The organism is Staphylococcus argenteus, assembly GCF_000236925.1.
In the GTDB taxonomy this organism is placed as follows: Bacteria; Bacillota; Bacilli; order Staphylococcales; family Staphylococcaceae; genus Staphylococcus; species Staphylococcus argenteus.
On record NC_016941.1, the window covers coordinates 1,334,201 to 1,359,335 of the forward strand.

Here is a 25,135-nt window from a genome sequence, read left to right on the forward strand (position 1 = left end):
TCTTAGGACTATTTTATCATATTCATTTAAATTACGGCTAAAAATTTTAAAAACTGAAATTAATATCGGTAATTAAGCTAAGAAAGTTAATTGATACTTGCATTTTGCGCTGATTTATATAAGAATAACTATTGTATAGTTTTAAAAACGAACGTACGTTTGCAGGAGGCGAAATCATTGGCAATGAATAAACAAAATAATTATTCAGATGATTCAATACAGGTTTTAGAGGGGTTAGAAGCAGTTCGTAAAAGACCTGGTATGTATATTGGATCTACTGATAAAAGGGGATTACATCATCTAGTATATGAAATTGTCGATAACTCCGTCGATGAAGTTTTGAATGGTTACGGTAATGAAATTGATGTAACAATAAATCAAGATGGTAGTATTTCTATAGAAGATAATGGACGTGGTATGCCAACCGGTATTCATAAATCAGGTAAGCCAACTGTCGAAGTTATTTTCACTGTTTTACATGCAGGTGGAAAATTTGGGCAAGGTGGCTATAAAACATCTGGTGGACTACATGGTGTAGGTGCTTCAGTTGTAAATGCTTTAAGTGAGTGGGTTGAAGTTGAAATTCATAGAGATGGAAATATATATCATCAAAGTTTTAAAAATGGTGGGACACCAACGTCTGGGTTAGTTAAAAAAGGTAAGACTAAAAAAACTGGCACAAAAGTAACATTTAAACCAGATGGTACTATTTTCAAAGCATCTACATCATTTAACTTTGATGTATTAAGTGAGAGACTTCAAGAATCAGCTTTTTTACTTAAAAATTTAAAAATATCACTTAAAGACTTGCGTAGTGGTAAAGAACGTGAAGAATACTATCACTATGAGGAAGGTATTAAAGAATTTGTTAGTTATGTAAATGAAGGTAAAGAAGTACTTCATGATGTCGCTACATTTTCAGGAGAAGCAAACGGTATAGAAGTTGATGTAGCTTTCCAATATAACGATCAATACTCTGAAAGTATTTTAAGTTTTGTAAATAATGTGCGTACTAAAGATGGTGGTACACATGAAGTCGGATTTAAAACGGCAATGACGCGTGTGTTTAACGACTATGCACGTCGTATAAATGAATTGAAAACTAAAGATAAAAACTTAGATGGTAATGATATTCGTGAAGGTTTGACTGCAGTTGTATCTGTTCGTATTCCTGAAGAGTTATTGCAATTTGAAGGGCAAACAAAATCTAAATTAGGTACATCAGAAGCAAGAAGTGCTGTTGATTCAGTAGTTGCAGAAAAACTACCATTTTATCTAGAAGAAAAAGGACAACTTTCTAAATCCCTTGTTAAAAAAGCAATTAAAGCACAACAAGCTAGAGAAGCAGCGCGTAAAGCACGTGAAGATGCACGTTCAGGTAAGAAAAATAAACGTAAAGATACATTGTTGTCAGGCAAATTAACGCCAGCACAGAGTAAAAATACTGAAAAAAATGAACTATATTTAGTCGAGGGTGATTCTGCTGGTGGTTCTGCAAAATTAGGGCGAGATCGTAAATTCCAAGCAATTCTACCTTTGCGTGGTAAAATTATAAATACTGAAAAAGCACGACTTGAAGACATTTTCAAAAATGAAGAAATCAACACCATTATTCACACAATTGGAGCAGGTGTTGGTACAGATTTTAAAATTGAAGATAGTAACTATAACCGTGTTATTATCATGACTGATGCAGATACTGATGGCGCTCATATCCAAGTACTGTTATTAACGTTCTTCTTCAAATATATGAAGCCACTTGTTCAAGCAGGACGTGTATTTATAGCATTACCACCACTTTATAAATTGGAAAAAGGTAAAGGTAAGGCAAAACGAATTGAATATGCATGGACTGATGAAGAACTAAATAAATTACAAAAAGAACTTGGCAAAGGTTTTACATTACAACGTTATAAAGGTTTAGGTGAGATGAACCCTGAACAGTTATGGGAAACAACAATGAATCCTGAAACACGTACTTTAATACGTGTTCAAGTTGAAGATGAAGTACGTTCATCTAAACGAGTAACAACGTTGATGGGTGACAAAGTTCAACCTAGACGTGAGTGGATTGAAAAGCATGTTGAATTTGGTATGCAAGAAGACCAAAGTATTTTAGATAATTCTGAAGTACAAGTTCTTGAAAACGATCAATTTGATGAGGAGGAAATCTAGTGAGTGAAGTAATTCAAGATTTATCACTTGAAGATGTTTTAGGTGATCGCTTTGGAAGATATAGTAAATATATTATTCAAGAGCGTGCATTGCCTGATGTCCGCGATGGCTTAAAACCAGTACAACGTCGTATTTTATATGCAATGTATTCAAGTGGTAATACACACGATAAAAATTTCCGTAAAAGTGCCAAAACAGTCGGTGATGTTATTGGTCAGTATCATCCACATGGAGACTCCTCAGTGTATGAAGCAATGGTTCGTTTAAGTCAAGACTGGAAATTACGTCACGTCTTAATAGAGATGCATGGTAACAATGGTAGTATCGATAATGATCCACCTGCAGCAATGCGTTATACAGAGGCTAAGTTGAGTCAGTTAGCAGAAGAATTATTGCGTGATATCAATAAGGAAACAGTTTCGTTTATTCCTAACTATGATGATACGACACTTGAACCAATGGTCTTACCGTCAAGATTTCCTAATTTATTAGTGAATGGTTCTACAGGTATTTCAGCTGGTTACGCTACTGATATTCCACCACATAATTTAGCTGAAGTAATTCAAGCGACTTTAAAATATATTGAAAATCCAGATATTTCAGTGAGCCAATTAATGAAATATATTAAAGGTCCGGATTTTCCAACAGGCGGTATTATTCAAGGAATTGATGGAATTAAAAAGGCTTATGAATCAGGTAAAGGTCGTATTATTGTACGTTCAAAAGTAGATGAAGAGACTTTACGTAATGGTCGTAAACAATTAATTATTACGGAAATTCCTTATGAAGTGAACAAAAGTAGTTTAGTAAAACGTATTGACGAACTTCGCGCTGATAAAAAAGTTGATGGTATTGTTGAAGTTCGTGATGAGACAGACAGAACAGGTTTACGTATTGCTATCGAATTAAAAAAAGATGTTAATAGTGAATCAATTAAAAATTATCTTTATAAGAACTCTGATTTACAAATTTCTTACAATTTTAATATGGTTGCAATTAGTGATGGACGTCCCAAATTAATGGGAATTCGTCAAATCATCGACAGTTACTTAAATCATCAAATTGAAGTTGTAGCTAATAGAACAAAATTTGAATTAGACAATGCTGAAAAACGTATGCATATTGTTGAAGGTTTGATTAAAGCATTATCCATTTTAGATCAAGTAATTGAATTGATTCGCAGTTCTAAAAATAAGCGAGATGCTAAAGAAAACTTGATTGATGTTTATGACTTTACTGAAGAACAAGCTGAAGCTATTGTGATGTTACAATTGTATCGTTTAACGAACACTGATATTGTTGCTTTGCAAGAAGAACATAAAGAGCTTGAAGCGTTAATTCAACAATTACGTCATATTCTTGATAATCACGATGCACTATTAAATGTTATCAAAGAGGAACTGACTGAAATTAAGAAAAAATTCAAATCTGATCGTTTATCACAAATTGAAGCTGAAATAGCTGAAATTAAAATTGATAAAGAAGTTATGGTTCCAAGCGAAGAAGTTATTTTAAGTATGACGCGTCATGGATACATTAAACGTACATCAGTGAGAAGTTTTAACGCTAGTGGTGTAGCTGAAATAGGCTTAAAAGATGGCGATAGTTTACTCAAACATCAAGAGGTAAATACGCAAGATACTGTATTAGTGTTTACTAATAAAGGTCGTTATCTATTTATACCAGTTCATAAATTAGCAGATATTCGATGGAAAGAATTAGGACAACATGTATCACAAATCGTTCCAATAGAAGAAGATGAAATGGTTATTAATGTCTTTAATGAAAAAGACTTTAATACAAATGCATTTTATGTGTTTGCTACTCAAAATGGTATGATTAAGAAAAGTACAGTACCTCAATTCAAAACAACACGCTATAATAAACCATTAGTAGCTACGAAACTTAAAGATAGTGATGAGTTAATTAGTGTGATGCGTTTTGATAAAGATCAGTTAATCACAGTCATTACAAATAAAGGTATGTCGCTTACTTATAATACTAGTGAATTATCTGATACGGGATTGAGAGCAGCAGGTGTCAAATCTATTAATCTTAAAGATGAAGATTATGTTATTATGACAGAAGGTATTTCTGAAAAAGACAGTATTTTAATGGCTACTCAGCGTGGCTCTTTAAAACGTATAGGTTTTAAAGTTTTACAAGTTGCTAAGCGAGCACAAAGAGGATTAACTTTATTGAAAGAATTAAAGAAAAATCCTCATCGTATAGTTGCTGCACATGTTGTAACAAATGAGCATAATCAATATACTTTGTATTCAAAATCGAATGAAGAACACGGATTAATCAATGATATCCATAAATCAGAACAATATACAAATGGCTCTTTTATAGTTGATACAGATGATTTCGGGATAGTAACTGATATGTATATCGATTAAAAACTATATGCAATTATTAAATTAAATGATAAAATACAGTAATGTTAAATTTTGACTAAATTCAAGGGATTTATATTAAATGCTGACCAATAGCGCATCGTTAAATAAACGGTATGCTTTGACCAAACTAATATAAATCTCTTGTATTGTATAAGAAATGATGGTGTATCTCTATATTTACTGAATGTTTCAATGTGTTCTAAAATTATAGAAGATACATGATTCATGTAGAGGATGCGAGGGGTTTATTTTGAAAGATTTCGATAGTTTAATTCCTGGATGGTTTAAAGAATTTGTCCATGTCGGTACTGAATTAATATGGTCCCAATATTTAATTGGGTTGTTACTGACTGCTGGATTCTTCTTTACTATAAGTTCTAAATTCGTACAATTGCGTATGTTACCTGAAATGTTTAGAGCTTTAGTAGAACGTCCAGAAACATTAGAAGATGGTAAGAAAGGTATTTCTCCATTCCAAGCATTTGCTATAAGTGCTGGTTCAAGAGTAGGTACTGGTAATATTGCTGGTGTTGCGACTGCAATTGTATTAGGTGGTCCAGGTGCAGTATTTTGGATGTGGGTGATTGCTTTTATAGGTGCCGCAAGTGCATTTATTGAAGCAACTCTAGCACAGGTATATAAAGTACATGACAAAGATGGCGGATTCCGTGGTGGACCTGCTTACTATATTACAAAAGGTTTAAATCAAAAATGGTTAGGTATTGTATTTGCAATTTTAATCACAATTACTTTTGCATTCGTATTCAATACAGTACAATCGAATACAATTGCTGAATCATTAAACACACAGTACAATATTAGTCCTGTTGTTACAGGTATAATTTTAGCTATTGTAACTGCTATTATAATTTTTGGTGGTGTTCGTAGTATTGCTACATTATCATCATTGATTGTTCCAATAATGGCTATTATATACATAGGTATGGTTTTAGTTATTTTATTATTTAACTTAGATCAGATTGTTCCTATGATTGGTACGATTGTTAAAAGTGCCTTTGGAATTGAACAAGTCACAGGCGGTGCTGTTGGTGCTGCTGTATTGCAAGGTATTAAACGTGGTTTGTTCTCAAACGAAGCTGGTATGGGTTCTGCGCCAAATGCAGCTGCAACTGCTGCCGTACCACACCCAGTTAAGCAAGGTTTGATTCAATCATTAGGTGTATTCTTTGATACAATGTTAGTTTGTACTGCAACTGCCATTATGATCTTATTGTATTCTGGATTGAAATTTGGCGCTGGTGCACCTCAAGGTGTTGCTGTGACACAATCAGCACTTAATGAACATTTAGGTTCTGCTGGTGGTATTTTCTTAACAATTGCAGTTACTTTATTTGCTTTTTCATCTGTAGTAGGTAACTACTATTATGGCCAATCAAATATCGAGTTTTTATCAACGAATCGAATGGTATTATTTATCTTTAGATGCCTCGTTGTAGTATTAGTATTTATTGGAGCAGTTGTGAAAACAGAAACTGTATGGAACACAGCGGATTTATTTATGGGCTTAATGGCAATTGTAAATATTATATCCATTATAGGCTTGTCCAATGTAGCATTCGCATTAATGAAAGATTATCAAAAGCAGAAAAAAGAGGGCAAGAACCCTGTCTTTAAACCTGAAAACTTAGAAATCAACTTATTTGGCATTAGTGCTTGGGGCGCTAATAACAATAAGAAATTAGATAAATAAGCATTTCACGAGTAATATTTCAATTTTAAATCAATTAAAAATCCTGGAATTTTCAAGTATAAATGAAAATTTCAGGTTTTTTCTTTTTATGTTAATTGCTCGCATCATACAATATTAATATTTTTTTGCTTGAAATGGCTATACTCAATCATATCGTTTGGAAATCAATATTTTAATAGAGCAAATCTATGCTTAATAGTATTTAGTGGGCGTTGATTGACTTTAAAAAAATACAATGGATGATACTTGTCATTTTGTATTCGGCAAATATATCAAATGTCATTTCATAAAATTATTTTTCAAAGCATATTAGAAATTAATAGTGCATTTTAGTTTGTATTATAAGTTAATTCAGATACTATAAAAATAAATAGAGAAAAGTATGATACATAATACGAAATATCAATGAGTTTATTAAACTATTGGAACATCGAAGAGTAATTAAGATAAATTAATTGGAATGAGCGTGTAATTGAGCACAAGTTTTTAATTGAAAATACTTTTATATTAGTCATTTCCAATATATAATCTTAATAATAGAAAAATAGGTGATGATAATGGGAGAGTATATTGTAACAAAGACATTGAATAATAATGTCGTAGTATGTACTAACGATGGTCAAGAAGTTATCTTGATTGGTAAAGGTATTGGTTTTAACAAAAAAGAGGGAATGGTGTTAAATAACCAAGCTATTACAATCGATAAAATTTATAAACTTGAAAGTGAGCAACAAAAAGAACATTATAAAAGTTTAGTTGAAATTGCTGACGATAATGTTTTACAAGTTATTATTGAGTCATTAAATTTTATTTCAAATACAGCAATGAATGTCGATTCGAAGCAACTCGTTGTTTCATTAACGGATCACATTATTTTTGCATACAAGCGTATAAAGCAAAACCAAGTCATTAGTAATCCATTTGTTATGGAAACAAAACAATTATATAGTGAAGCTTATCACATTGCTAAACAAGTTATTGATCAATTAAATGCTGCCCTAGATGTACACTTTCCAGAAGATGAAATTGGATTTATCGCATTGCATATTGCATCTAATACAGAAGATTTATCTATGCGAGAGATGACATTAATTAACGATTTAATTAAAAGGAGTATCGATATCATTGAATCAGATTTAGTAACAACCGTAGATAAGCAATCATTACAATATCAGCGTTTTATTAGACATGTGCAGTTTTTGATTCGACGTTTACGAAAAAAAGAATATATTCATGCGCAAGATGATTTTGTGTCAATGATTAAAAATCATTATCCGATTTGCTATAATACTGCTTTTAAAATTTTAACAATGATTCAAAAGCAGTTTGATGTTCATATTAGTGAATCAGAAATTATATATTTAACTTTACACATACATCATTTTGAAGCAAAAATAAATCAGTCATAAAAAGCTTATTATACGGGCGTTTCATTACTTTAAAGCATATTTATATGGTATGATTAATATTAGTAATTTTACATAAGGAGACAGTTGATTTAACAACTAACTTATGAATATTTCAAGTGGTGGTGAATATTTAATTGACTGAAAATGATAAAAATATTAGAAAGAATTTTTTGAAATTTACCGAATCACGGTATATGAAGTTTATTGGTGGGAATGATTTAGTTTTCTCATTAATTGCTCTTGTATTACTTGGTATCGTTATTTTTATCTTTGAAAAGGTATCATATGTGTTTGATCCTTTTATCATAGTTTTTAAAACGATAGCAGCACCTATTATAGTGTCTTTAATACTATTTTATTTGTTTAACCCAATTGTGAACTTAATGGAACGTTATAGAATTCCTAGGGTTGCAGGGATTTCAATTATTTATTTAGCTGTAGTGGGAATTATTACGCTAATTGTTAATTTGTTAATACCAATTATTGGTTCTCAAGTTGACAGTTTAGTTAAAAATTCACCGCATTATTTAGAAAAATTAATTAATTCTATTGATAAGATAGCTAATAATACATTTTTCTCATCATATTATAGTCAAATTAATGATTGGTTAAATTCATTGCCGAAAAAAATACCGTCAATGCTTAGTGAGTTTACAGATGGTTTCGGCTCTAAAATTGCAACGTTTGCTGAAACAATCGCTAATATTGGTGTTGTGATTGTAACTACACCATTTGTATTATTCTTTATGCTTAAAGATGGACACCATTTCAAAGAGTTTTCAACGAATATTATGCCTCCTAAATTTAGAAAGGATTTCCATGATTTACTTGAGAAGATGAGCGTTCAAGTAGGTTCATATATTCAAGGACAAATTATTGTTTCTTTCTGTATCGGTATATTATTATTTATTGGATACTCAGTTATCGGATTGAAATATAGCTTAGTATTAGCAAGTATCGCAGCTGTTACTAGTGTTGTTCCATATTTAGGTCCGACAATCGCAATATCACCAGCCATTGTTATTGCTGCTATTACTTCACCTTGGATGCTTTTAAAATTAGCTGTGGTATGGACATTGGTGCAATTTGTTGAAGGACATTTTATTTCTCCAAATATTATGGGTAAAACGCTTAAAATTCACCCACTTACAATTATTTTCATATTGCTATGTGCAGGTAAGTTACTGGGAATTGTTGGTGTTATTTTAGGTATTCCTGGATATGCAATTTTAAAAGTATTAGTAACACATTTGTTCCAATTATTTAAACGACGTTATAATCGTTTTTATGGTAATGATGTAGGTGAGTATGATATTAAAGAAAGTAACAAAATAGTAGAATAACTTATTAAATACCAATAGACATATGTTTGTTGGTATTTTTTATGAGTATCGTCATATTATTATGTGGCAATGTATTTGGAGTTAAATTTAATCATGTAAATATAGTAAAATATTTATGTGAAGTTTTAGTTAAATATGGTATTTCAATTGATTTGAAAATACTAATGGTATAGATATTTTCAGTTTACATTGGATGGAATGCAATAAAGTAAAATATTAATCCATTAAGAAAAAGTCATAATATTAATATGGTTAATCTGATTTTTTATAAGTGTTGATTCATAAGATTCTTTATGTTAAATATGAATCAGTGAAACTAAATATATCGATAATGTATGAATATAGTGTATACATGTAGTGCTATTATCGTTATCAATATGACAAAAGTGTTATATAAATCAAAGGGAAATGATATGCTATTATTATGATTTATATGATATATTTTGATTTATAATAGAAATAATTAGAATTGATGTGAAAAAATGAATCAGGAAGTTAAAAACAAAATATTTTCAATCTTAAAAATTACGTTTGCTACAGCATTATTTATTTTTGTAGTAATTACGTTGTATCGAGAGTTATCTGGTATTAACTTTAAAGATACATTGGTTGAATTTGGCAAAATCAACCGTATGTCCCTTGTATTACTATTTATTGGTGGTGGGGCATCGCTTGTCATTTTATCTATGTATGATGTTATTTTATCTAGAGCTTTAAAAATGGACATTTCCTTAGGAAAAGTTTTAAGAGTAAGTTATATCATCAATGCATTAAATGCGATTGTCGGATTTGGTGGATTTATAGGTGCGGGCGTAAGAGCAATGGTTTATAAAAACTATACGCACGATAAGAAAAAATTAGTTCACTTTATATCATTAATACTAATTTCGATGTTAACAGGCTTAAGTTTGTTATCATTATTAATTGTTTTCCACGTTTTCGATGCATCTTTAATTTTAGATAAAATCACGTGGGTGAGATGGGTATTATATGCAGTGTCATTTTTCTTACCATTATTCATTATTTATTCAATGGTCAAACCACCCGATAAAAACAATCGTTTTGTTGGCTTGTACTGTACAATCGTTTCGTGTGTGGAATGGTTGGCGGCTGCGGTTGTATTATATTTCTGTGGTGTAATTGTTGATGCGCATGTATCATTTATGTCATTTATTGCTGTGTTTATTATTGCAGCATTATCAGGTTTAGTCAGCTTTATTCCAGGTGGTTTTGGTGCTTTCGACTTAGTTGTTTTATTAGGATTTAAAACATTAGGTGTACCGGAAGAAAAAGTATTATTAATGCTATTACTTTACCGCTTTGCGTATTATTTTGTACCAGTAATTATTGCATTAATTTTATCTTCATTTGAATTTGGTACATCAGCTAAGAAATATATTGAAGGCTCTAAATACTTTATTCCTGCTAAGGATGTTACATCATTTATAATGTCATACCAAAAAGATATTATTGCTAAAATTCCTTCATTATCATTGGCAATTTTAGTATTCTTCACAAGTATGATTTTCTTTGTAAACAATCTGACCATTGTTTATGATGCATTATACGATGGTAATCATCTTACGTATTATCTTTTATTAGCAGTGCATACGAGCGCTTGTTTATTGTTGCTACTTAATGTTGTTGGCATTTATCAACAAAGTAGACGAGCTATTATATATGCTATGATTTCAATTTTATTAATTACTGTAGCGACATTCTTTACGTATGCATCGTATATTTTAATTGCTTGGTTAGCCATTATCTTTATTTTACTTATTGTAGCTTTCCGTAGAGCACGTAAATTAAAACGCCCAATTAGAATTAGAAATCTAGTAGCTATGTTTTTATTTAGTGTATTTGTTTTATATGTTAATCATATATTTATAGCTGGAACGCTTTATGCATTAGATATTTATACTATTGAAATGCATACATCTGTACTTAGATATTATTTCTGGATTACCATTTTAATTATTGCTTTAATTGTTGGTGCAATCGCATGGCTATTTGATTATCAATTTAGCAAAGTGCGCATATCTTCTAACATTGAAGATTGTGAAGCGATTATTAATCAATACGGCGGAAATTATTTAAGTCATTTAATTTATAGTGGAGATAAACAGTTTTTCACTAATGAAGATAAGACTGCATTTTTAATGTATCGTTATAAAGCAAGTTCATTAGTTGTTCTTGGCGATCCACTTGGTGATGAAAATGCATTTGATGAACTATTAGAAGCATTTTATAATTATGCGGAGTATCTAGGTTACGACGTTGTTTTCTATCAAGTGACGGACCAACATATGCCGTTATACCATAATTTTGGAAATCAATTTTTCAAATTAGGTGAAGAAGCAATTATTGATTTAACTCAATTTTCAACTTCTGGTAAAAAGCGACGTGGCTTTAGAGCAACATTAAATAAATTTGATGAGTTAAATATTTCATTTGAAATTATTGAACCTCCATTTAATACAGAATTTTTAAATGAACTTCAACATGTAAGTGATTTATGGTTAGATAATCGTCAAGAAATGCATTTCTCTGTTGGTCAATTTAATGAGGCTTATTTATCTAAAGCTCCAATTGGTGTGATGCGTAATGAAAATAATGAAGTAATCGCGTTTTGTAGTTTGATGCCAACATACTTTAACGATGCAATTTCAGTTGACTTAATCAGATGGTTACCTGATTTAGATTTACCATTAATGGATGGTTTATACTTGCATATGTTACTTTGGAGTAAAGAACAAGGCTATACGAAATTTAATATGGGGATGGCGACTTTATCAAATGTTGGACAATTACATTACTCATATTTACGAGAACGACTTGCAGGAAGAGTGTTTGAACATTTTAATGGCTTATATCGTTTCCAAGGTTTACGTCGTTATAAATCGAAGTATAATCCAAACTGGGAACCACGCTTTTTAGTTTATCGTAAGGATAGCTCACTTTGGGAATCACTTTCTAAAGTAATGCGTGTTATACGTCATAAATAATTAGAAATCCGAGTACTAAAGGAAAGGCATGCAATGCTGATAAAGTGCTCGGATTTTTTATGTGTTGTTTAAGTTTCATATTAATAGAAATATAAAAAAGGTAGATGAAAATTTTAACGTTTTTCGTCTACCTTTTTAAATAATGAGTTGAATGCTATTAGTACATATGCTGGTATGGTGAATCCAGTCATTTATGACTGTACTTAATTGTTTTGTTAAAGATGTTGTTGCTTATTTTTATATTCTTGACGTATTTTTTGTTCTTCTGCATAACGCTCAGGATTTTTCTTGTAAAAGTCTTGATGGTATTCTTCAGCTTTGTAAAATTCTGAAGCAGGTACTATTTTTGTAGCAATAGCCTTGTCAGCATTAATAGTATTTTTAAGCTGTTCAATATATACTTCGGCTTGCTTTTTTTGATGTTCATTAGTATAAAAAATGGCAGTTTGATATTGTGGACCGCGGTCTTGATACTGGCCATCAGAATCTAATGGATCAATTACTGAGAAAAATATTTCTAATAACTTGTTATACGAAAATAAAGTGACATCATATTGTATTTCTACAGTTTCTAAATGTCCACTAGTACCTGATTTTACTTGTTCGTATGTTGGGTTTTTAACATGTCCACCCATATATCCAGAAGTTACTTTTTCAATACCATCAAAGGTGTCAAATGGTTTCGTCATACACCAAAAGCAACCTCCGGCAAAATAAGCTGTATTTATATTCATTTTTGACATCCTTTCATTAGACCTTAGTACGATTTATTCAGAAATCACTTGCTTTTTGAATTGTTTTTATATAACGTTAATATGTGATAATTATAGTACACAAAAATCTATTTTTGAAGATATAAGGTAGGTAAATATGGATAAAGAAAATAATGACAACGAATATAGACGTCAAAGTGAAAATGTTACTTCGACGCCTAAAAGAAAAAAGAAGAAGAAAATTAGGAAGTTACCTATCATTCTTCTAATTGTTGTAATCATACTTATCGCGTTAGTTGCATATATTGTACATAGTTATAATAGCGGCGTAGAGTATGCCAAGCAACATGCGAAAGATGTTAAAGTGCATCAATTTAATGGGCCTGTAAAAAATGATGGTAAAATTTCTATTCTTGTACTTGGTGCAGATAAAGCACAAGGTGGACAATCAAGAACAGATTCTATCATGGTTGTTCAATATGACTTTATCAATAAAAAGATGAAAATGATGTCTGTCATGCGTGATATTTATGCAGATATACCAGGTTATGGCAAACATAAAATTAATTCAGCATATGCTTTAGGTGGTCCAGAGCTACTTAGAAAGACACTTAATAAAAATTTAGGTATTAATCCAGAATATTATGCTGTAGTTGACTTTACTGGATTTGAGAAAATGATTGATGAACTAATGCCTGATGGTGTACCAATTAATGTTGAAAAAGATATGTCTAAAAATATCGGCGTATCTTTGAAAAAAGGTAATCATAGATTAAATGGTAAAGAATTACTAGGTTATGCGAGATTCCGTCACGATCCTGAAGGTGATTTCGGACGTGTAAGACGCCAACAACAAGTTATGCAAACATTAAAAAAAGAAATGGTTAACTTCAGAACAGTTATTAAACTACCTAAAGTTGCAGGTATTTTAAGAGGTTATGTTAATACAAACATTCCGGATTCTGGAATTTTCCAAACAGGTTTGAGTTTTGGTATTCGTGGAGACAAAGATGTTAAGTCATTAACTGTGCCGATTAAAAACTCATATCAAGATATCAACACAAATACTGACGGCAGTGCTTTACAAATTAACAAAAATACAAATAGACAAGCAATTAAAGATTTTTTAGATGAAGAATAAAAAAAGGCGATTTCTATCAAAGTAATGGTAGAAATCGCCTTTTTCAGTAATCAAGAATTTAAAGTTCCAATATGTTTCTCAACTCTATTGATCTGATTTTCTAACACCAGCAACACCATAACGGCTTGGTTGCATTTCTTCAATAACAACATGAATTGCTTGTCTATTAGCACCTGTTGTTCTTTCTACTGCATCTGTTACTTCGCTTACTAAATTTTTTAATTGTTCATCTGAACGACCTTCTAATAATTTTACATTGACGATTGGCATAATCCAAACCTCCTAATCATTATTAATTTGAGTATACCATGTAATAATTAAAAATACATTTACAAATTTATAGAACTAATGTTCCTGAATATATTGAAATAGAACAAATGTTCGTATATAATGAATACATGTAATGGAGGGATAACAGTGTATAATTATCATTTATTAGAAGATAGGGATGTTCTATGTATTGACCAAAAGAGCTTTTTTGCGAGTGTTTCTTGTATTGAAAAGGGATTAGATCCATTAAACACAAAGCTAGCTGTTGTTGCGGATACTAAACGCCAAGGATCTGTAGTATTAGCTGCGACACCTAAATTAAAAGAGTTGGGCATCAAGACAGGATCACGATTGTTTGAAATACCACATAGAAATGACATTTATATTATTAATCCAAGTATGCGTAAATATCTCAATGTCTCAGTTGCTATTTCTAAAATTGCATTACGTTATGTTCCACCTGAAGATTTACACCAATATAGCATTGATGAGTTTTTTATGGATGTGACTGATAGTTATCATAGATTTAGTTCAACAGTACATGCATTTTGTGAAAGACTCAAACGTGAAATTTATGAAGAAACAGGGATTTACTGCACTGTAGGTATAGGATCTAATATGTTGTTAAGTAAGATTGCAATGGACGTTGAAGCGAAGCATAATCAAAATGGTATAGCTGAATGGCGGTATCAAGATGTACCAACAAAATTGTGGCCAATTCAACCATTGCGAGATTTTTGGGGCATTAATCGTCGAACAGAAGCAAAGCTGAATAAAAGAGGGATTTTTACTATAGGAGATTTAGCAAAATATCCATATAAATTTTTGAAAAAGGAGTTCGGTATTTTAGGTGTTGATATGCATTTACATGCTAATGGAATAGATCAAAGTAAAGTGCGTGAAAAGCATAAGATTAGCAATCCATCTATATGTAAGAGTCAAATATTAATGAGGGATTATCATTTTGATGAAGCAAAAGTAGTAATGCAAGAGTTAATTGAAGATGTGGCAAGTCGAGTCAGAGCGAGGAAAAAAGTAGCACGTACAATTCACTTTTCTTTTGGATATAGTGATGAAGGAGGCGTTCATAAACAATATACTTTGAAAGATCCAACAAATTTAGAAAAAGATATTTATAAAGTAGTAATGCATTTCGCAGATAAATTATGTAATAAACAAGCACTATACCGTACGCTAAGCATATCTTTGAGTCAATTTATTAATGAAGATGAGCGACAGTTAAGTTTGTTTGAAGATGAATATCAACGCAAACGCGACGAATGTCTAGCTAAAACGATAGATCAATTACATTTGAAATACGGCAAAGGTATTGTCTCCAAAGCGGTATCATTTACAGAAGCAGGTACAAAACACGGCAGATTAGGTTTAATGGCTGGACATAAAATGTAATAATTATATGGTTTAAGAATATATAACTGTAAGTCGTATAAAATAAGTCTCTAAAGATAAATATCTCATATATGACAATAGATTTTCACGACAGCATCTAAGAATATATGGAATTTATCAAAAGAGACTTAATAATTATTGGATATAACAATCAAAATCACTCAATGCTTGCATACCGCGTTCTCGGTCAGTAGGATTTTTAAAACTAATTTTCAAAGCACCATATATATCTTCACGGACTTCTAAAATCCTTAAGTTGCTTATAGATATATTATGTAAACTTAAGATGTAGGTTACTTTACTTATCATACCTGGTTTATCCGGAATATCGACATATAGATCATACGCAGTATTTAGTCCACCAAGTTGTTTAGAAGGTAACGCATCACGATATGACTTAGCTTCATCAAAAAATGCCAACAATTTTTCGGAATCGTTATTTTCAATTAAGCTTTCTAAATCTTGAAATTGATTTTTCAGTTGATGAATCATTTCTAAAATATATGTTTTATTACTTAACGTGATATCTTTCCACATTTGCGCATTGCTGCTAGCAATTCGTGTAATATCTCGGAAGCCACCAGCTGCTAATTTATTGACTAACTGATGTTCATCACTATTATTATGACTGATGTGAACCAGACTAGAAGCTACAATGTGAGGCAAGTGACTTACAACACTTGTAACATAATCATGTTCTTCGGCAGTGGTTAATATGAATTTAGCAAGTGTAGGTGATAACAGTGCTTTTAATGTATTAGCGGCATGTTCATTTTCTTTTTCGTTGTATACTAAAATATAATAAGCATTTTCAAATAAGTGCTTCTTAGCATTCAATACACCTGATTTATGACTACCAGCCATCGGATGACCACTGACTAAATGAATATTATGTTTTAATAAGTTGTATTCATGTTGTTGGATAATTGATTTAGTACTGCCAGTATCTGTAACAATAACACCTGTTTTTGTTTCGATATCAACTAATTCATTAAGATACTTATCGGTAATAGTTACAGGCGTTGCATAAATAATCACATCAGCTTCTTTGACAGCAGATGGATAATTTGTGTATTTACGATCAATAATTCCAATCGATTTAGCTTTATCTAACTGAGAAATATCTGCATCAAATGCAATGATATTAATTTCAGGATTATGGAATTTTATATTACTAGCAAGACTACCGCCAATTAACCCAAGTCCAACAAATAAAACTGTTGTCATCTACATCACCTTATTTCGAAATTTTCAGAATAATAATAACATTGTAAATGAGCTATTGAAACAGTGCAATAGTTAATAAAAAAATGCCATAAGACATTAATAGCTAAACTAAAGTAAATCATCTACAATAAAACTGTAGATAAAACAACTGTCATGGAGGGGTAATTACATGGAAGAAATTTTAGAAACGATTAAAACATTAACAAATATTAGCAGTCCTTCAGGAGATACAGAAGAAGCAATTCAGTTTGTTGAGGAATTCGCAAAAGACTTAGGATATCAAACAACACTAACAAATAAAGGTGCATTACTCATAACTGTGCCAGGCAAAAATAATGAAGTGCAACGCTGTATTACTGCTCATGTTGATACATTAGGTGCAATGGTTAAAGAAATTAAAGAAGATGGACGCTTAGCAATAGAGTTGATTGGTGGATTCACTTACAACGCAATCGAAGGTGAATATTGTCAAATTAAGACTGAAGCAGGACAAATATATACAGGTACCATTTGTTTACATGAAACAAGTGTACATGTTTATCGGAACAACCATGAAATAGCTAGAGACAAAGAGCATATGGAAATACGAATAGATGAGGTTACAACGTCCGAGGAAGATACTAAGAGTTTGGGGATTTCAGTAGGTGATTTTGTTAGCTTTGATCCACGCACAGTCATTACTTCATCAGGTTTTATTAAATCTCGCCATTTGGATGATAAAGCAAGCGTAGCCATGATACTGCAATTACTCAAAAAATTAAAGCAAAATCAAACTACGTTGCCACATACAACACAATTTTATATTTCTAATAACGAAGAAATAGGTTACGGTGCGAACGCATCGATTGATTCTAGAATCAAAGAGTATATCGCATTAGATATGGGGGCATTAGGAGACGGTCAAAATTCAGATGAGTATACTGTTTCGATTTGCGCAAAAGATTCATCCGGACCATACCATAAACAATTGAAATCACATCTAGTAAATCTCTGTAAAATAAATGATATTCCATACAAAATAGACATATATCCATACTATGGTTCAGATGCTTCAGCGGCGTTAAGTGCTGGGGCAGATATAAGACATGGCTTGTTTGGCGCAGGCATTGAATCATCTCATGCAATGGAACGAACACATATTGATTCAATTAGAGCGACAGAACAATTATTATATGTATATTGCTTATCACCTATAGAATAAATGAAATAGTGTTGACAAATGTGAACGACCTATGTAATATAATAAACTATAAAAATAATTAGAATTTTCTAAAGATATAGTAGCAAGTATGAAATGTAGCAAATAGAAAGCTAATGGGTGATGAGAATTAGCACGACATATTTTGTGAATTGGACTTTGGAAGACAGTTAAATAAATTTATAAAGTGAACATTAATTATGTTAACTAAGGTGGCACCACGGTAACGCGTCCTTACAGAATTTCGCGTTATAGTGGTGTTTTTTATTTGAACAAAATGTAGTAGTTAATTGTATGGTAGCAACAGAAAGTTAGTGGTCGATGTGAACTAACACCAATATTAATGAAATTGGGTTTTGTTTGTAAGAGAAAATTAAATAAAAAAGAGTGAACTTTGAATATTTCGAATATTCGGTTAATTTAGGTGGTACCACGCGTCAGCGTCCTTTAATTATTAAGGGATGCTGGCGTTTTTTTGAAAGGAGCGTAAGAAGAGAATGGACATATTTTATAAAAAAGTAAAAGCTAATGTAACGCCAGAAGTATTGGCACAACTTCATTCAAAGAAAATAATACTAGAAAGTACAAATCAGCAACAAACTAAAGGGAGATATTCTATAGTTATATTTGATATTTTTGGCACATTAACATTAGATAATAATACTTTATCAATAAATACAATAAAAGGAACAAACAAAATTACTGTGAATCCTTATCAGTATTTAACAACTAAAATAAACGAGGATTATCATGACATTAATGATGACACACTTAAGGCATTGCCATTTATTTCTGGATATGTGGGAACATGTAGCTTCGACTTAGTACGTCATGAATTTCCAAAATTACAATCAATTCAATTAGAAGATCACGTTCAACATGATGTACGGTTATATATGGTGGAACATGTTTATGTATTTGACCATTACAAAGATGAATTATATATCATCGCGACAAATCAATTTTCAAATGCACCAAAATCTGAATTAGAAGCACGTGTAAATAAATCAATTAATGATTTAACAAAGATTCAGCCATTTACACCTACACATGATTTTGATTTTAAAGACAAACAAATTCAATCTAATATTTCAGAATCAAGATTTATCGAAATGATTCAATACTTTAAAAAGAAAATAACAGAAGGTGATATGTTCCAAGTTGTGCCTTCAAGAATATATAGTTACAAGCATCATGCAAGCAAAAATTTAAATCAACTGTCGTTTCAACTATATCAAAATTTGAAACGTCAAAATCCAAGTCCGTATATGTATTATCTGAATATCGATAAACCTTATATTGTCGGAAGCTCTCCAGAAAGTTTTGTCAGTGTCAAAGATCAAATCGTAACAACGAACCCAATTGCTGGAACAATTCAACGTGGGAAAACAACGCAACAAGATAATAAAAATATGCAACAATTACTTAATGACCCTAAAGAATGTAGTGAACATCGCATGCTTGTTGATTTAGGACGTAATGATATTCATAGAGTATGTGAAATTGGCACATCAAAAATTACCAAGTTGATGGTTATTGAAAAATATGAACATGTCATGCATATCGTAAGCGAAGTCACAGGTAAAATAAATCAAAATTTATCGCCAATGACTGTCATTGCGAATTTACTACCTACAGGTACGGTCTCAGGTGCACCTAAATTACGTGCAATTGAAAGAATATATGAACAATATCCATTTAAACGTGGTGTTTATAGCGGGGGCGTTGGCTATATCAATTGTAATCACAACTTAGACTTTGCATTAGCGATTCGGACGATGATGATTAATGATCAATTTGTCAATGTAGAGGCTGGTTGTGGCGTTGTATATGATTCCATACCTGAAAAAGAACTAGAAGAAACGAAATTGAAAGCCAAAAGTTTATTGGAGGTGCAACCATGATTCTAGTGATAGATAATTATGATTCATTTACGTATAACTTAGTGGATATTGTCGCACAACATACTGATGTCCTTGTAAAATATCCGGATGATGATAATGTATTGCATCAATCTGGAGACGCTGTAATTATTTCTCCTGGTCCAGGGCATCCATTAGATGATCAACAGTTAATGAAAATCATATCAGCCTATCAAGAAAAGCCGATTTTGGGTATTTGTTTAGGCGCTCAAGCGCTTACTTGTTATTACGGTGGGGAAGTCATTAAAGGTAATAAGGTTATGCACGGAAAAGTTGATACGCTAAAGATTGCATCACATCATCAACATTTATTATACCAAGATGTTCCAGAACAATTTTCAATTATGAGATATCATTCATTAATAAGTAATCCTGATAATTTTCCAGAAGAATTAAAAATTACTGGACGCACTGAAGATTGCATACAATCATTTGAGCATAATGAGCGACCACATTATGGGATTCAATATCATCCGGAATCATTCGCTACAGAATATGGCGTGAAAATATTAATGAATTTTATAAATTCTGTAAAGGGAGGGCAATGATTATGTCATTACTAACAAGAATAAAAACTGAATCGATTTTACACGAAAGTGATATTAAAGAGCTAATTGAAATACTTATTTCACCTAGTATTGGAACGGATATAAAATATGAATTGTTAAGTAATTATTCAGAACGAGAAATTCAACAGGAAGAATTAACATATATCGTAAGAAGTTTAATTAATACGATGTATCCACATCAACCTTGTTATGAAGGTAGTATGTGTGTTTGTGGTACAGGTGGAGATAAATCTAATAGTTTTAATATCTCGACAACTGTTGCTTTTGTCGTAGCGAGTGCTGGTGTTAAAGTCATTAAACATGGTAATAAAAGCATTACCTCAAATTCAGGTAGTACAGATTTGTTAAATCAAATGCACATACAAACAACAACTGTTGATGATACACCTAACCAATTAGATGAAAAAGGTCTTGTATTCATTGGAGCAACGGAATCATATCCTGTTATGAAATATATGCAACCAGTTAGAAAAATGATTGGCAAGCCTACTATTTTAAATCTTGTTGGTCCATTAATTAATCCATATCATTTATCGTATCAAATGGTGGGTGTATTCGATCCGACGAAATTAAAGATTGTTGCTAAAACAATAAAAGATTTAGGAAGACGACGGGCGATAGTATTACATGGTGCAAATGGGATGGATGAAGCAACATTGTCTGGCGATAATTTAATTTATGAATTGACTGAAGATGGAGAAATTAAAAATTATACATTAAATGCTGCAGATTATGGTTTGAGATATGCACCAAATAGTGATTTTAAAGGGGGTACACCAGAAGAAAACTTAATTATTACACTTAATATTTTAAATGGTACTGATAAAACGAGTCGTCGTGACGTTGTTGTCCTAAATGCAGGTTTAAGTCTATATGTTGCAGAGAAAGTGGATACAATTGCTGAAGGCATAGAACTTGCGGGCACATTGATAAATAATGGTGAAGCTTTGAAAAAATACCATCAAATGAGAGGTGAATAACATGACAATTTTAGAAGAAATTGTTGAATATAAACAGTCACTTTTACAAAATGGCTATTATCTAGAGAAACTTAATAGCTTAAAAAGTGTGAACATTCAGAATAAAAAGTCTTTTATAAATTCAATTGAACAAAAATCAACATTAGCAATTATTGCAGAAATTAAATCTAAGAGTCCTACAGTTAATGATTTACCTGAACGAGATTTATTGCAACAAATCTCTGATTATGAACAGTATGGTGCAAATGCAGTTTCGATTTTAACAGATGAAAAGTATTTTGGTGGTAGTTTTGAACGTTTACAAGAATTAACAACAAAAACGACACTTCCAGTACTGTGTAAAGACTTTATTATAGATCCGCTTCAAATCGATGTTGCTAAACAAGCTGGTGCATCTATTATTTTATTAATTGTTAACATCTTGTCAGATAAACAATTGAAAGAGTTATACGAATACGCTACTTCTCAAAATTTGGAAGTATTGGTTGAAGTTCATAATCGTGAGGAATTATATCGTGCCTATAAGATTAATCCTAAATTGATTGGTGTAAATAACAGAGACTTAAAAAGGTTTGTCACAAATGTGGAACATACAAATATTATTTTAGAAAATAAACAACCGAATCATTATTATATTTCTGAAAGTGGCATACACGACACATCTGATGTTGAAAAAATTTTAAACAGTGGCATCGATGGCTTACTAATAGGTGAGGCACTCATGCGTTGCGACAATCTGGCCAAATTTTTACCACAACTAAAAATGCAAAAGGTGCAATCATGATGAAATTGAAGTTTTGTGGCTTTACATCAATTAAGGATGTCACAGCGGCCAGTCAATTGCCAATTGATGCGATAGGTTTCATCCATTACGAAAAAAGTAAAAGGCATCAAACAGTTGCTCAAATTCAAAAGTTAGCGTCTGTTGTTCCAAATCATATTGATAAAGTATGTGTCATGGTAAATCCTGATTTAACAACAATTGAACACGTATTGGTCAATACGCCAATTAACACAATACAGTTACACGGCACAGAATCTATTGCTTTTATACAGAAAGTTAGAAAAAAATATCCAAATATAAAAATCATTAAAGCTTTAGCCGCAGATGAAAACATAATCCTAAATATTAATAAATATAAAGGATTCGTAAATTTATTTATTATCGACACACCTTCAGCGTCTTATGGAGGTACGGGTCAAACATATGACTGGGCAATTTTAAAAGAGATAAAAGGCATCCATTACTTGATAGCAGGAGGCATTAACACTGAAAATATTCAAACAGTTAATCAATTGAAATTATCACATCAAGGTTATGATCTTGCATCAGGTATAGAAGTAAATGGGCGAAAAGATATAGAAAAAATGACAGCAATTGTAAATATTGTGAAAGGAGATAGAGAAAATGAATAAACAAATACAAACAGAAGCAGATGAATTAGGTTTCTTTGGTGAATACGGAGGGCAATATGTTCCAGAAACATTAATGCCAGCAATTATTGAGTTGAAAAAAGCTTATAAAGAGGCAAAAGCAGACCCAGAGTTTCAAAGAGAACTGGAATACTATTTATCAGAGTATGTAGGACGCGCGACTCCACTGACATATGCTGCATCATATACTGAAAGCTTAGGTGGCGCTAAAATATATTTGAAACGAGAGGATTTAAATCATACAGGCGCCCATAAAATTAATAATGCGTTAGGTCAAGCGTTGCTCGCTAAAAGAATGGGCAAGAAGAAGCTTGTTGCTGAAACCGGTGCGGGTCAACATGGTGTAGCTAGTGCTACTGTTGCTGCATTATTTGATATGGAACTTGTTGTCTTTATGGGAAGTGAAGATATTAAACGACAACAACTCAATGTATTTAGAATGGAATTACTTGGTGCGAAGGTTGTTGCTGTTGAAGATGGTCAAGGTACATTATCGGATGCAGTTAATAAAGCTTTGCAATATTGGGTGAGTCATGTGGATGACACACATTATTTATTAGGTTCTGCACTAGGTCCAGACCCATTCCCAACGATAGTTAGAGATTTTCAAAGTGTCATTGGTAAAGAAATAAAATCACAAATACTGAAAAAAGAAGGACGACTTCCGGATGCAATAGTCGCATGTATCGGTGGTGGCTCAAATGCAATCGGAACATTTTACCCATTTATAAAAGACGATGTTGCGTTATACGGCGTTGAAGCAGCAGGTCAAGGCGAGGATACTGACAAACATGCACTTGCAATTGGAAAAGGTTCACCAGGTGTACTACACGGTACAAAAATGTATTTAATCCAAGATGAAGGTGGTCAAGTGCAACTTGCTCATTCTATATCAGCTGGACTTGATTATCCTGGTATAGGGCCTGAACATTCTTATTACCACGACATAGGAAGAGTAACGTTTGAAAATGCAAGTGATACACAAGCAATGAATGCTTTAATTAACTTTACAAAGCACGAAGGTATTATACCTGCAATAGAAAGTGCACACGCACTGAGTTATGTTGAAAGACTAGCTCCTACGATGTCGAATGAAGATATTATTGTAGTAACTATTTCTGGACGTGGCGATAAAGATATGGAAACAATTAGACAATATATGGCAGAGCGAGGTCTTGAAAATGACTAAATTATTTATACCTTATATTATGGGAGATAAAGACTTTATTGAAAATGCAACATTGTTGAGTGAACATGGTGCCGACATCATTGAAATTGGCGTACCTTTCTCTGATCCGGTTGCTGATGGTCCAGTTATCATGGAAGCAGGACAACAAGCGATTAAACAAGGTATCACGATAGATTATATTTTCGAACAATTAGAAAAACACGGTAATCAAATTAAGTGTCACTATGTATTAATGACGTATTATAATATTATTTGTCATTATGGAGAACAAGCGTTTTTTGAAAAATGTCGAGATACTGGTGTCTACGGCTTAATTATTCCCGATTTACCATATGAATTATCACAGCGCTTAAAACAACAATGCAGCCATTATGGTGTTAAAATTATATCGTTAGTTGCTATGACTACTGATGACAAACGTATAAGAAATATTGTGTCGCAGGCAGAAGGATTTATATACACTGTAACGATGAATGCTACAACAGGACAAAACGGAGCTTTTCATCCAGAATTAAAACAAAAAATTGAGTCAATTAAAGCGATAGCCAATGTACCAGTTGTCGCAGGATTTGGTATAAGAACACCACAACATGTTGCAGATATAAAAGAGGTTGCAGATGGTATCGTCATTGGCAGCGAAATTGTTAAGCAATTTAAAGCTAACTCACAAGAGGAAATAATTACCTACCTTCAAACAATCAAACAGGCATTGAACAATTAAGATTTTTTGATTTAATATAAAATAGCTGAATGCTGTTTAAAAGTTATATAAAACGGTAAATTATAAAAATGAATAAGAAGTTTTCAAAAGTAATATGGGCAAATCCAAACGTTCATATTACTTTTTTTGGAATTGTATGCAAAAATCTAAATTTAACCATAAAAGTATACACAATTAATGCGTTTATGTTTTAGTTTTAACATTAACTATTGTATACTTATTTAGATTAGATTTATTATTTTTGACATTTGCAGAGGGCGAAAGAAAAAATGCTGCGAATACGGAAATGAAATTAACGAGAGACAAATAGGAGTAA

19 protein-coding genes are annotated in these 25,135 nt (G+C 31.8%); 16 read left to right on the forward strand and 3 right to left on the reverse strand.

Annotated features, from left to right (window positions below; genetic code table 11):
- Window positions 1-183: 183 nt before the first annotated feature.
- The 6 genes from parE (at window position 184) to mprF (ending at window position 12,045) form a co-directional block, all read left to right on the forward strand.
- On the forward strand, window positions 184-2,175 hold the full coding sequence (parE, locus tag SAMSHR1132_RS06285) for a DNA topoisomerase IV subunit B (protein WP_014373827.1): 1,992 nt from the start codon (window positions 184-186) through the stop codon (window positions 2,173-2,175).
- Window positions 2,175-4,577, forward strand: a complete 2,403-nt coding sequence (gene parC, locus SAMSHR1132_RS06290; protein ID WP_000005557.1) for a DNA topoisomerase IV subunit A — start codon at window positions 2,175-2,177, stop codon at window positions 4,575-4,577. Before parE ends, parC begins: the two co-directional genes overlap by 1 nt.
- 250 nt (window positions 4,578-4,827) lie before the next feature.
- Complete coding sequence (locus tag SAMSHR1132_RS06300; protein WP_000651169.1) at window positions 4,828-6,288, forward strand: alanine/glycine:cation symporter family protein; 1,461 nt, start codon at window positions 4,828-4,830, stop codon at window positions 6,286-6,288.
- Window positions 6,289-6,845: 557 nt separating this feature from the next.
- Window positions 6,846-7,697 (forward strand): glucose PTS transporter transcription antiterminator GlcT, encoded by an 852-nt coding sequence (gene glcT, locus SAMSHR1132_RS06305; protein WP_000505008.1) that lies wholly within the window; start codon window positions 6,846-6,848, stop codon window positions 7,695-7,697.
- Window positions 7,698-7,831: 134 nt separating this feature from the next.
- Entirely contained in the window at window positions 7,832-9,040 is a 1,209-nt protein-coding gene (gene cozEb / locus SAMSHR1132_RS06310) for a cell elongation protein CozEb (protein WP_000138189.1), read from the forward strand.
- Window positions 9,041-9,522: 482 nt separating this feature from the next.
- The gene (gene mprF / locus SAMSHR1132_RS06315) at window positions 9,523-12,045 is read left to right on the forward strand and encodes a bifunctional lysylphosphatidylglycerol flippase/synthetase MprF (protein ID WP_001071143.1); all 2,523 of its coding nucleotides are present in this window, start codon (window positions 9,523-9,525) and stop codon (window positions 12,043-12,045) included.
- Window positions 12,046-12,260: 215 nt separating this feature from the next.
- On the opposite strand, the gene msrA is transcribed toward mprF, so the two are convergent.
- Entirely contained in the window at window positions 12,261-12,779 is a 519-nt protein-coding gene (gene msrA, locus SAMSHR1132_RS06320; RefSeq protein WP_001024833.1) for a peptide-methionine (S)-S-oxide reductase MsrA, read from the reverse strand.
- A gap of 136 nt (window positions 12,780-12,915) precedes the next feature.
- On the opposite strand from msrA, the gene SAMSHR1132_RS06325 reads away from it, so the two are divergent.
- On the forward strand, window positions 12,916-13,899 hold the full coding sequence (locus tag SAMSHR1132_RS06325) for an LCP family protein (protein WP_000356921.1): 984 nt from the start codon (window positions 12,916-12,918) through the stop codon (window positions 13,897-13,899).
- Between the two features lie 84 nt (window positions 13,900-13,983).
- Here SAMSHR1132_RS06325 and SAMSHR1132_RS06330 read toward each other — a convergent pair whose 3' ends face one another.
- Window positions 13,984-14,169: a 2-hydroxymuconate tautomerase gene (locus tag SAMSHR1132_RS06330; RefSeq protein WP_001123277.1), complete on the reverse strand. Its 186-nt coding sequence runs from the start codon at window positions 14,167-14,169 to the stop codon at window positions 13,984-13,986.
- A gap of 147 nt (window positions 14,170-14,316) precedes the next feature.
- Here SAMSHR1132_RS06330 and SAMSHR1132_RS06335 point away from each other — a divergent pair, with 147 nt between their 5' ends.
- Window positions 14,317-15,579, forward strand: coding sequence for a Y-family DNA polymerase (locus SAMSHR1132_RS06335; RefSeq protein ID WP_000283038.1), 1,263 nt, complete (start codon window positions 14,317-14,319; stop codon window positions 15,577-15,579).
- A gap of 135 nt (window positions 15,580-15,714) precedes the next feature.
- Here the strand turns inward: SAMSHR1132_RS06335 and SAMSHR1132_RS06340 are convergent, their stop codons facing one another.
- Window positions 15,715-16,806 (reverse strand): prephenate dehydrogenase, encoded by a 1,092-nt coding sequence (locus tag SAMSHR1132_RS06340; protein WP_000214262.1) that lies wholly within the window; start codon window positions 16,804-16,806, stop codon window positions 15,715-15,717.
- A gap of 169 nt (window positions 16,807-16,975) precedes the next feature.
- On the opposite strand from SAMSHR1132_RS06340, the gene SAMSHR1132_RS06345 reads away from it, so the two are divergent.
- From SAMSHR1132_RS06345 to trpA, 8 genes are all read left to right on the forward strand, one after another.
- Window positions 16,976-18,007 (forward strand): M42 family metallopeptidase, encoded by a 1,032-nt coding sequence (locus SAMSHR1132_RS06345; RefSeq protein WP_000391233.1) that lies wholly within the window; start codon window positions 16,976-16,978, stop codon window positions 18,005-18,007.
- 494 nt (window positions 18,008-18,501) lie between these two features.
- On the forward strand, window positions 18,502-19,908 hold the full coding sequence (locus tag SAMSHR1132_RS06350; protein ID WP_000350981.1) for an anthranilate synthase component I: 1,407 nt from the start codon (window positions 18,502-18,504) through the stop codon (window positions 19,906-19,908).
- On the forward strand, window positions 19,905-20,474 hold the full coding sequence (locus SAMSHR1132_RS06355) for an anthranilate synthase component II (RefSeq protein WP_000604520.1): 570 nt from the start codon (window positions 19,905-19,907) through the stop codon (window positions 20,472-20,474). The genes SAMSHR1132_RS06350 and SAMSHR1132_RS06355 overlap by 4 nt, the downstream gene beginning before the upstream one ends.
- Before the next feature lie 2 nt (window positions 20,475-20,476).
- Entirely contained in the window at window positions 20,477-21,475 is a 999-nt protein-coding gene (gene trpD, locus SAMSHR1132_RS06360; RefSeq protein WP_000055381.1) for an anthranilate phosphoribosyltransferase, read from the forward strand.
- Window position 21,476: 1 nt separating this feature from the next.
- The gene (gene trpC, locus SAMSHR1132_RS06365) at window positions 21,477-22,259 is read left to right on the forward strand and encodes an indole-3-glycerol phosphate synthase TrpC (protein WP_000153719.1); all 783 of its coding nucleotides are present in this window, start codon (window positions 21,477-21,479) and stop codon (window positions 22,257-22,259) included.
- Window positions 22,259-22,891 carry a phosphoribosylanthranilate isomerase gene (locus SAMSHR1132_RS06370; RefSeq protein WP_000768196.1) on the forward strand — a complete coding sequence of 211 codons (633 nt, stop codon included), beginning with the start codon at window positions 22,259-22,261 and terminating at the stop codon, window positions 22,889-22,891. The genes trpC and SAMSHR1132_RS06370 overlap by 1 nt, the downstream gene beginning before the upstream one ends.
- Window positions 22,884-24,098: a tryptophan synthase subunit beta gene (gene trpB / locus SAMSHR1132_RS06375; RefSeq protein ID WP_001041344.1), complete on the forward strand. Its 1,215-nt coding sequence runs from the start codon at window positions 22,884-22,886 to the stop codon at window positions 24,096-24,098. The genes SAMSHR1132_RS06370 and trpB overlap by 8 nt, the downstream gene beginning before the upstream one ends.
- Window positions 24,091-24,819 (forward strand): tryptophan synthase subunit alpha, encoded by a 729-nt coding sequence (trpA, locus tag SAMSHR1132_RS06380; protein WP_000163609.1) that lies wholly within the window; start codon window positions 24,091-24,093, stop codon window positions 24,817-24,819. The genes trpB and trpA overlap by 8 nt, the downstream gene beginning before the upstream one ends.
- The last annotated feature ends 316 nt before the right edge of the window (window positions 24,820-25,135 follow it).

Excerpts from the sequence above, each read along its gene's own strand:
- parE (WP_014373827.1), top strand. The coding sequence starts at position 184 with ATGAATAAACAAAATAATTATTCAGATGATTCAATACAGGTTTTAGAG.
- glcT (WP_000505008.1), top strand. The coding sequence starts at position 6,846 with ATGGGAGAGTATATTGTAACAAAGACATTGAATAATAATGTCGTAGTA.
- mprF (WP_001071143.1), top strand. The coding sequence starts at position 9,523 with ATGAATCAGGAAGTTAAAAACAAAATATTTTCAATCTTAAAAATTACG.
- msrA (WP_001024833.1), bottom strand. The coding sequence starts at position 12,779 with ATGAATATAAATACAGCTTATTTTGCCGGAGGTTGCTTTTGGTGTATG.
- SAMSHR1132_RS06325 (WP_000356921.1), top strand. The coding sequence starts at position 12,916 with ATGGATAAAGAAAATAATGACAACGAATATAGACGTCAAAGTGAAAAT.
- SAMSHR1132_RS06330 (WP_001123277.1), bottom strand. The coding sequence starts at position 14,169 with ATGCCAATCGTCAATGTAAAATTATTAGAAGGTCGTTCAGATGAACAA.
- SAMSHR1132_RS06340 (WP_000214262.1), bottom strand. The coding sequence starts at position 16,806 with ATGACAACAGTTTTATTTGTTGGACTTGGGTTAATTGGCGGTAGTCTT.
- SAMSHR1132_RS06345 (WP_000391233.1), top strand. The coding sequence starts at position 16,976 with ATGGAAGAAATTTTAGAAACGATTAAAACATTAACAAATATTAGCAGT.
- SAMSHR1132_RS06350 (WP_000350981.1), top strand. The coding sequence starts at position 18,502 with ATGGACATATTTTATAAAAAAGTAAAAGCTAATGTAACGCCAGAAGTA.
- SAMSHR1132_RS06355 (WP_000604520.1), top strand. The coding sequence starts at position 19,905 with ATGATTCTAGTGATAGATAATTATGATTCATTTACGTATAACTTAGTG.
- trpD (WP_000055381.1), top strand. The coding sequence starts at position 20,477 with ATGTCATTACTAACAAGAATAAAAACTGAATCGATTTTACACGAAAGT.
- trpC (WP_000153719.1), top strand. The coding sequence starts at position 21,477 with ATGACAATTTTAGAAGAAATTGTTGAATATAAACAGTCACTTTTACAA.
- SAMSHR1132_RS06370 (WP_000768196.1), top strand. The coding sequence starts at position 22,259 with ATGAAATTGAAGTTTTGTGGCTTTACATCAATTAAGGATGTCACAGCG.
- trpB (WP_001041344.1), top strand. The coding sequence starts at position 22,884 with ATGAATAAACAAATACAAACAGAAGCAGATGAATTAGGTTTCTTTGGT.
- trpA (WP_000163609.1), top strand. The coding sequence starts at position 24,091 with ATGACTAAATTATTTATACCTTATATTATGGGAGATAAAGACTTTATT.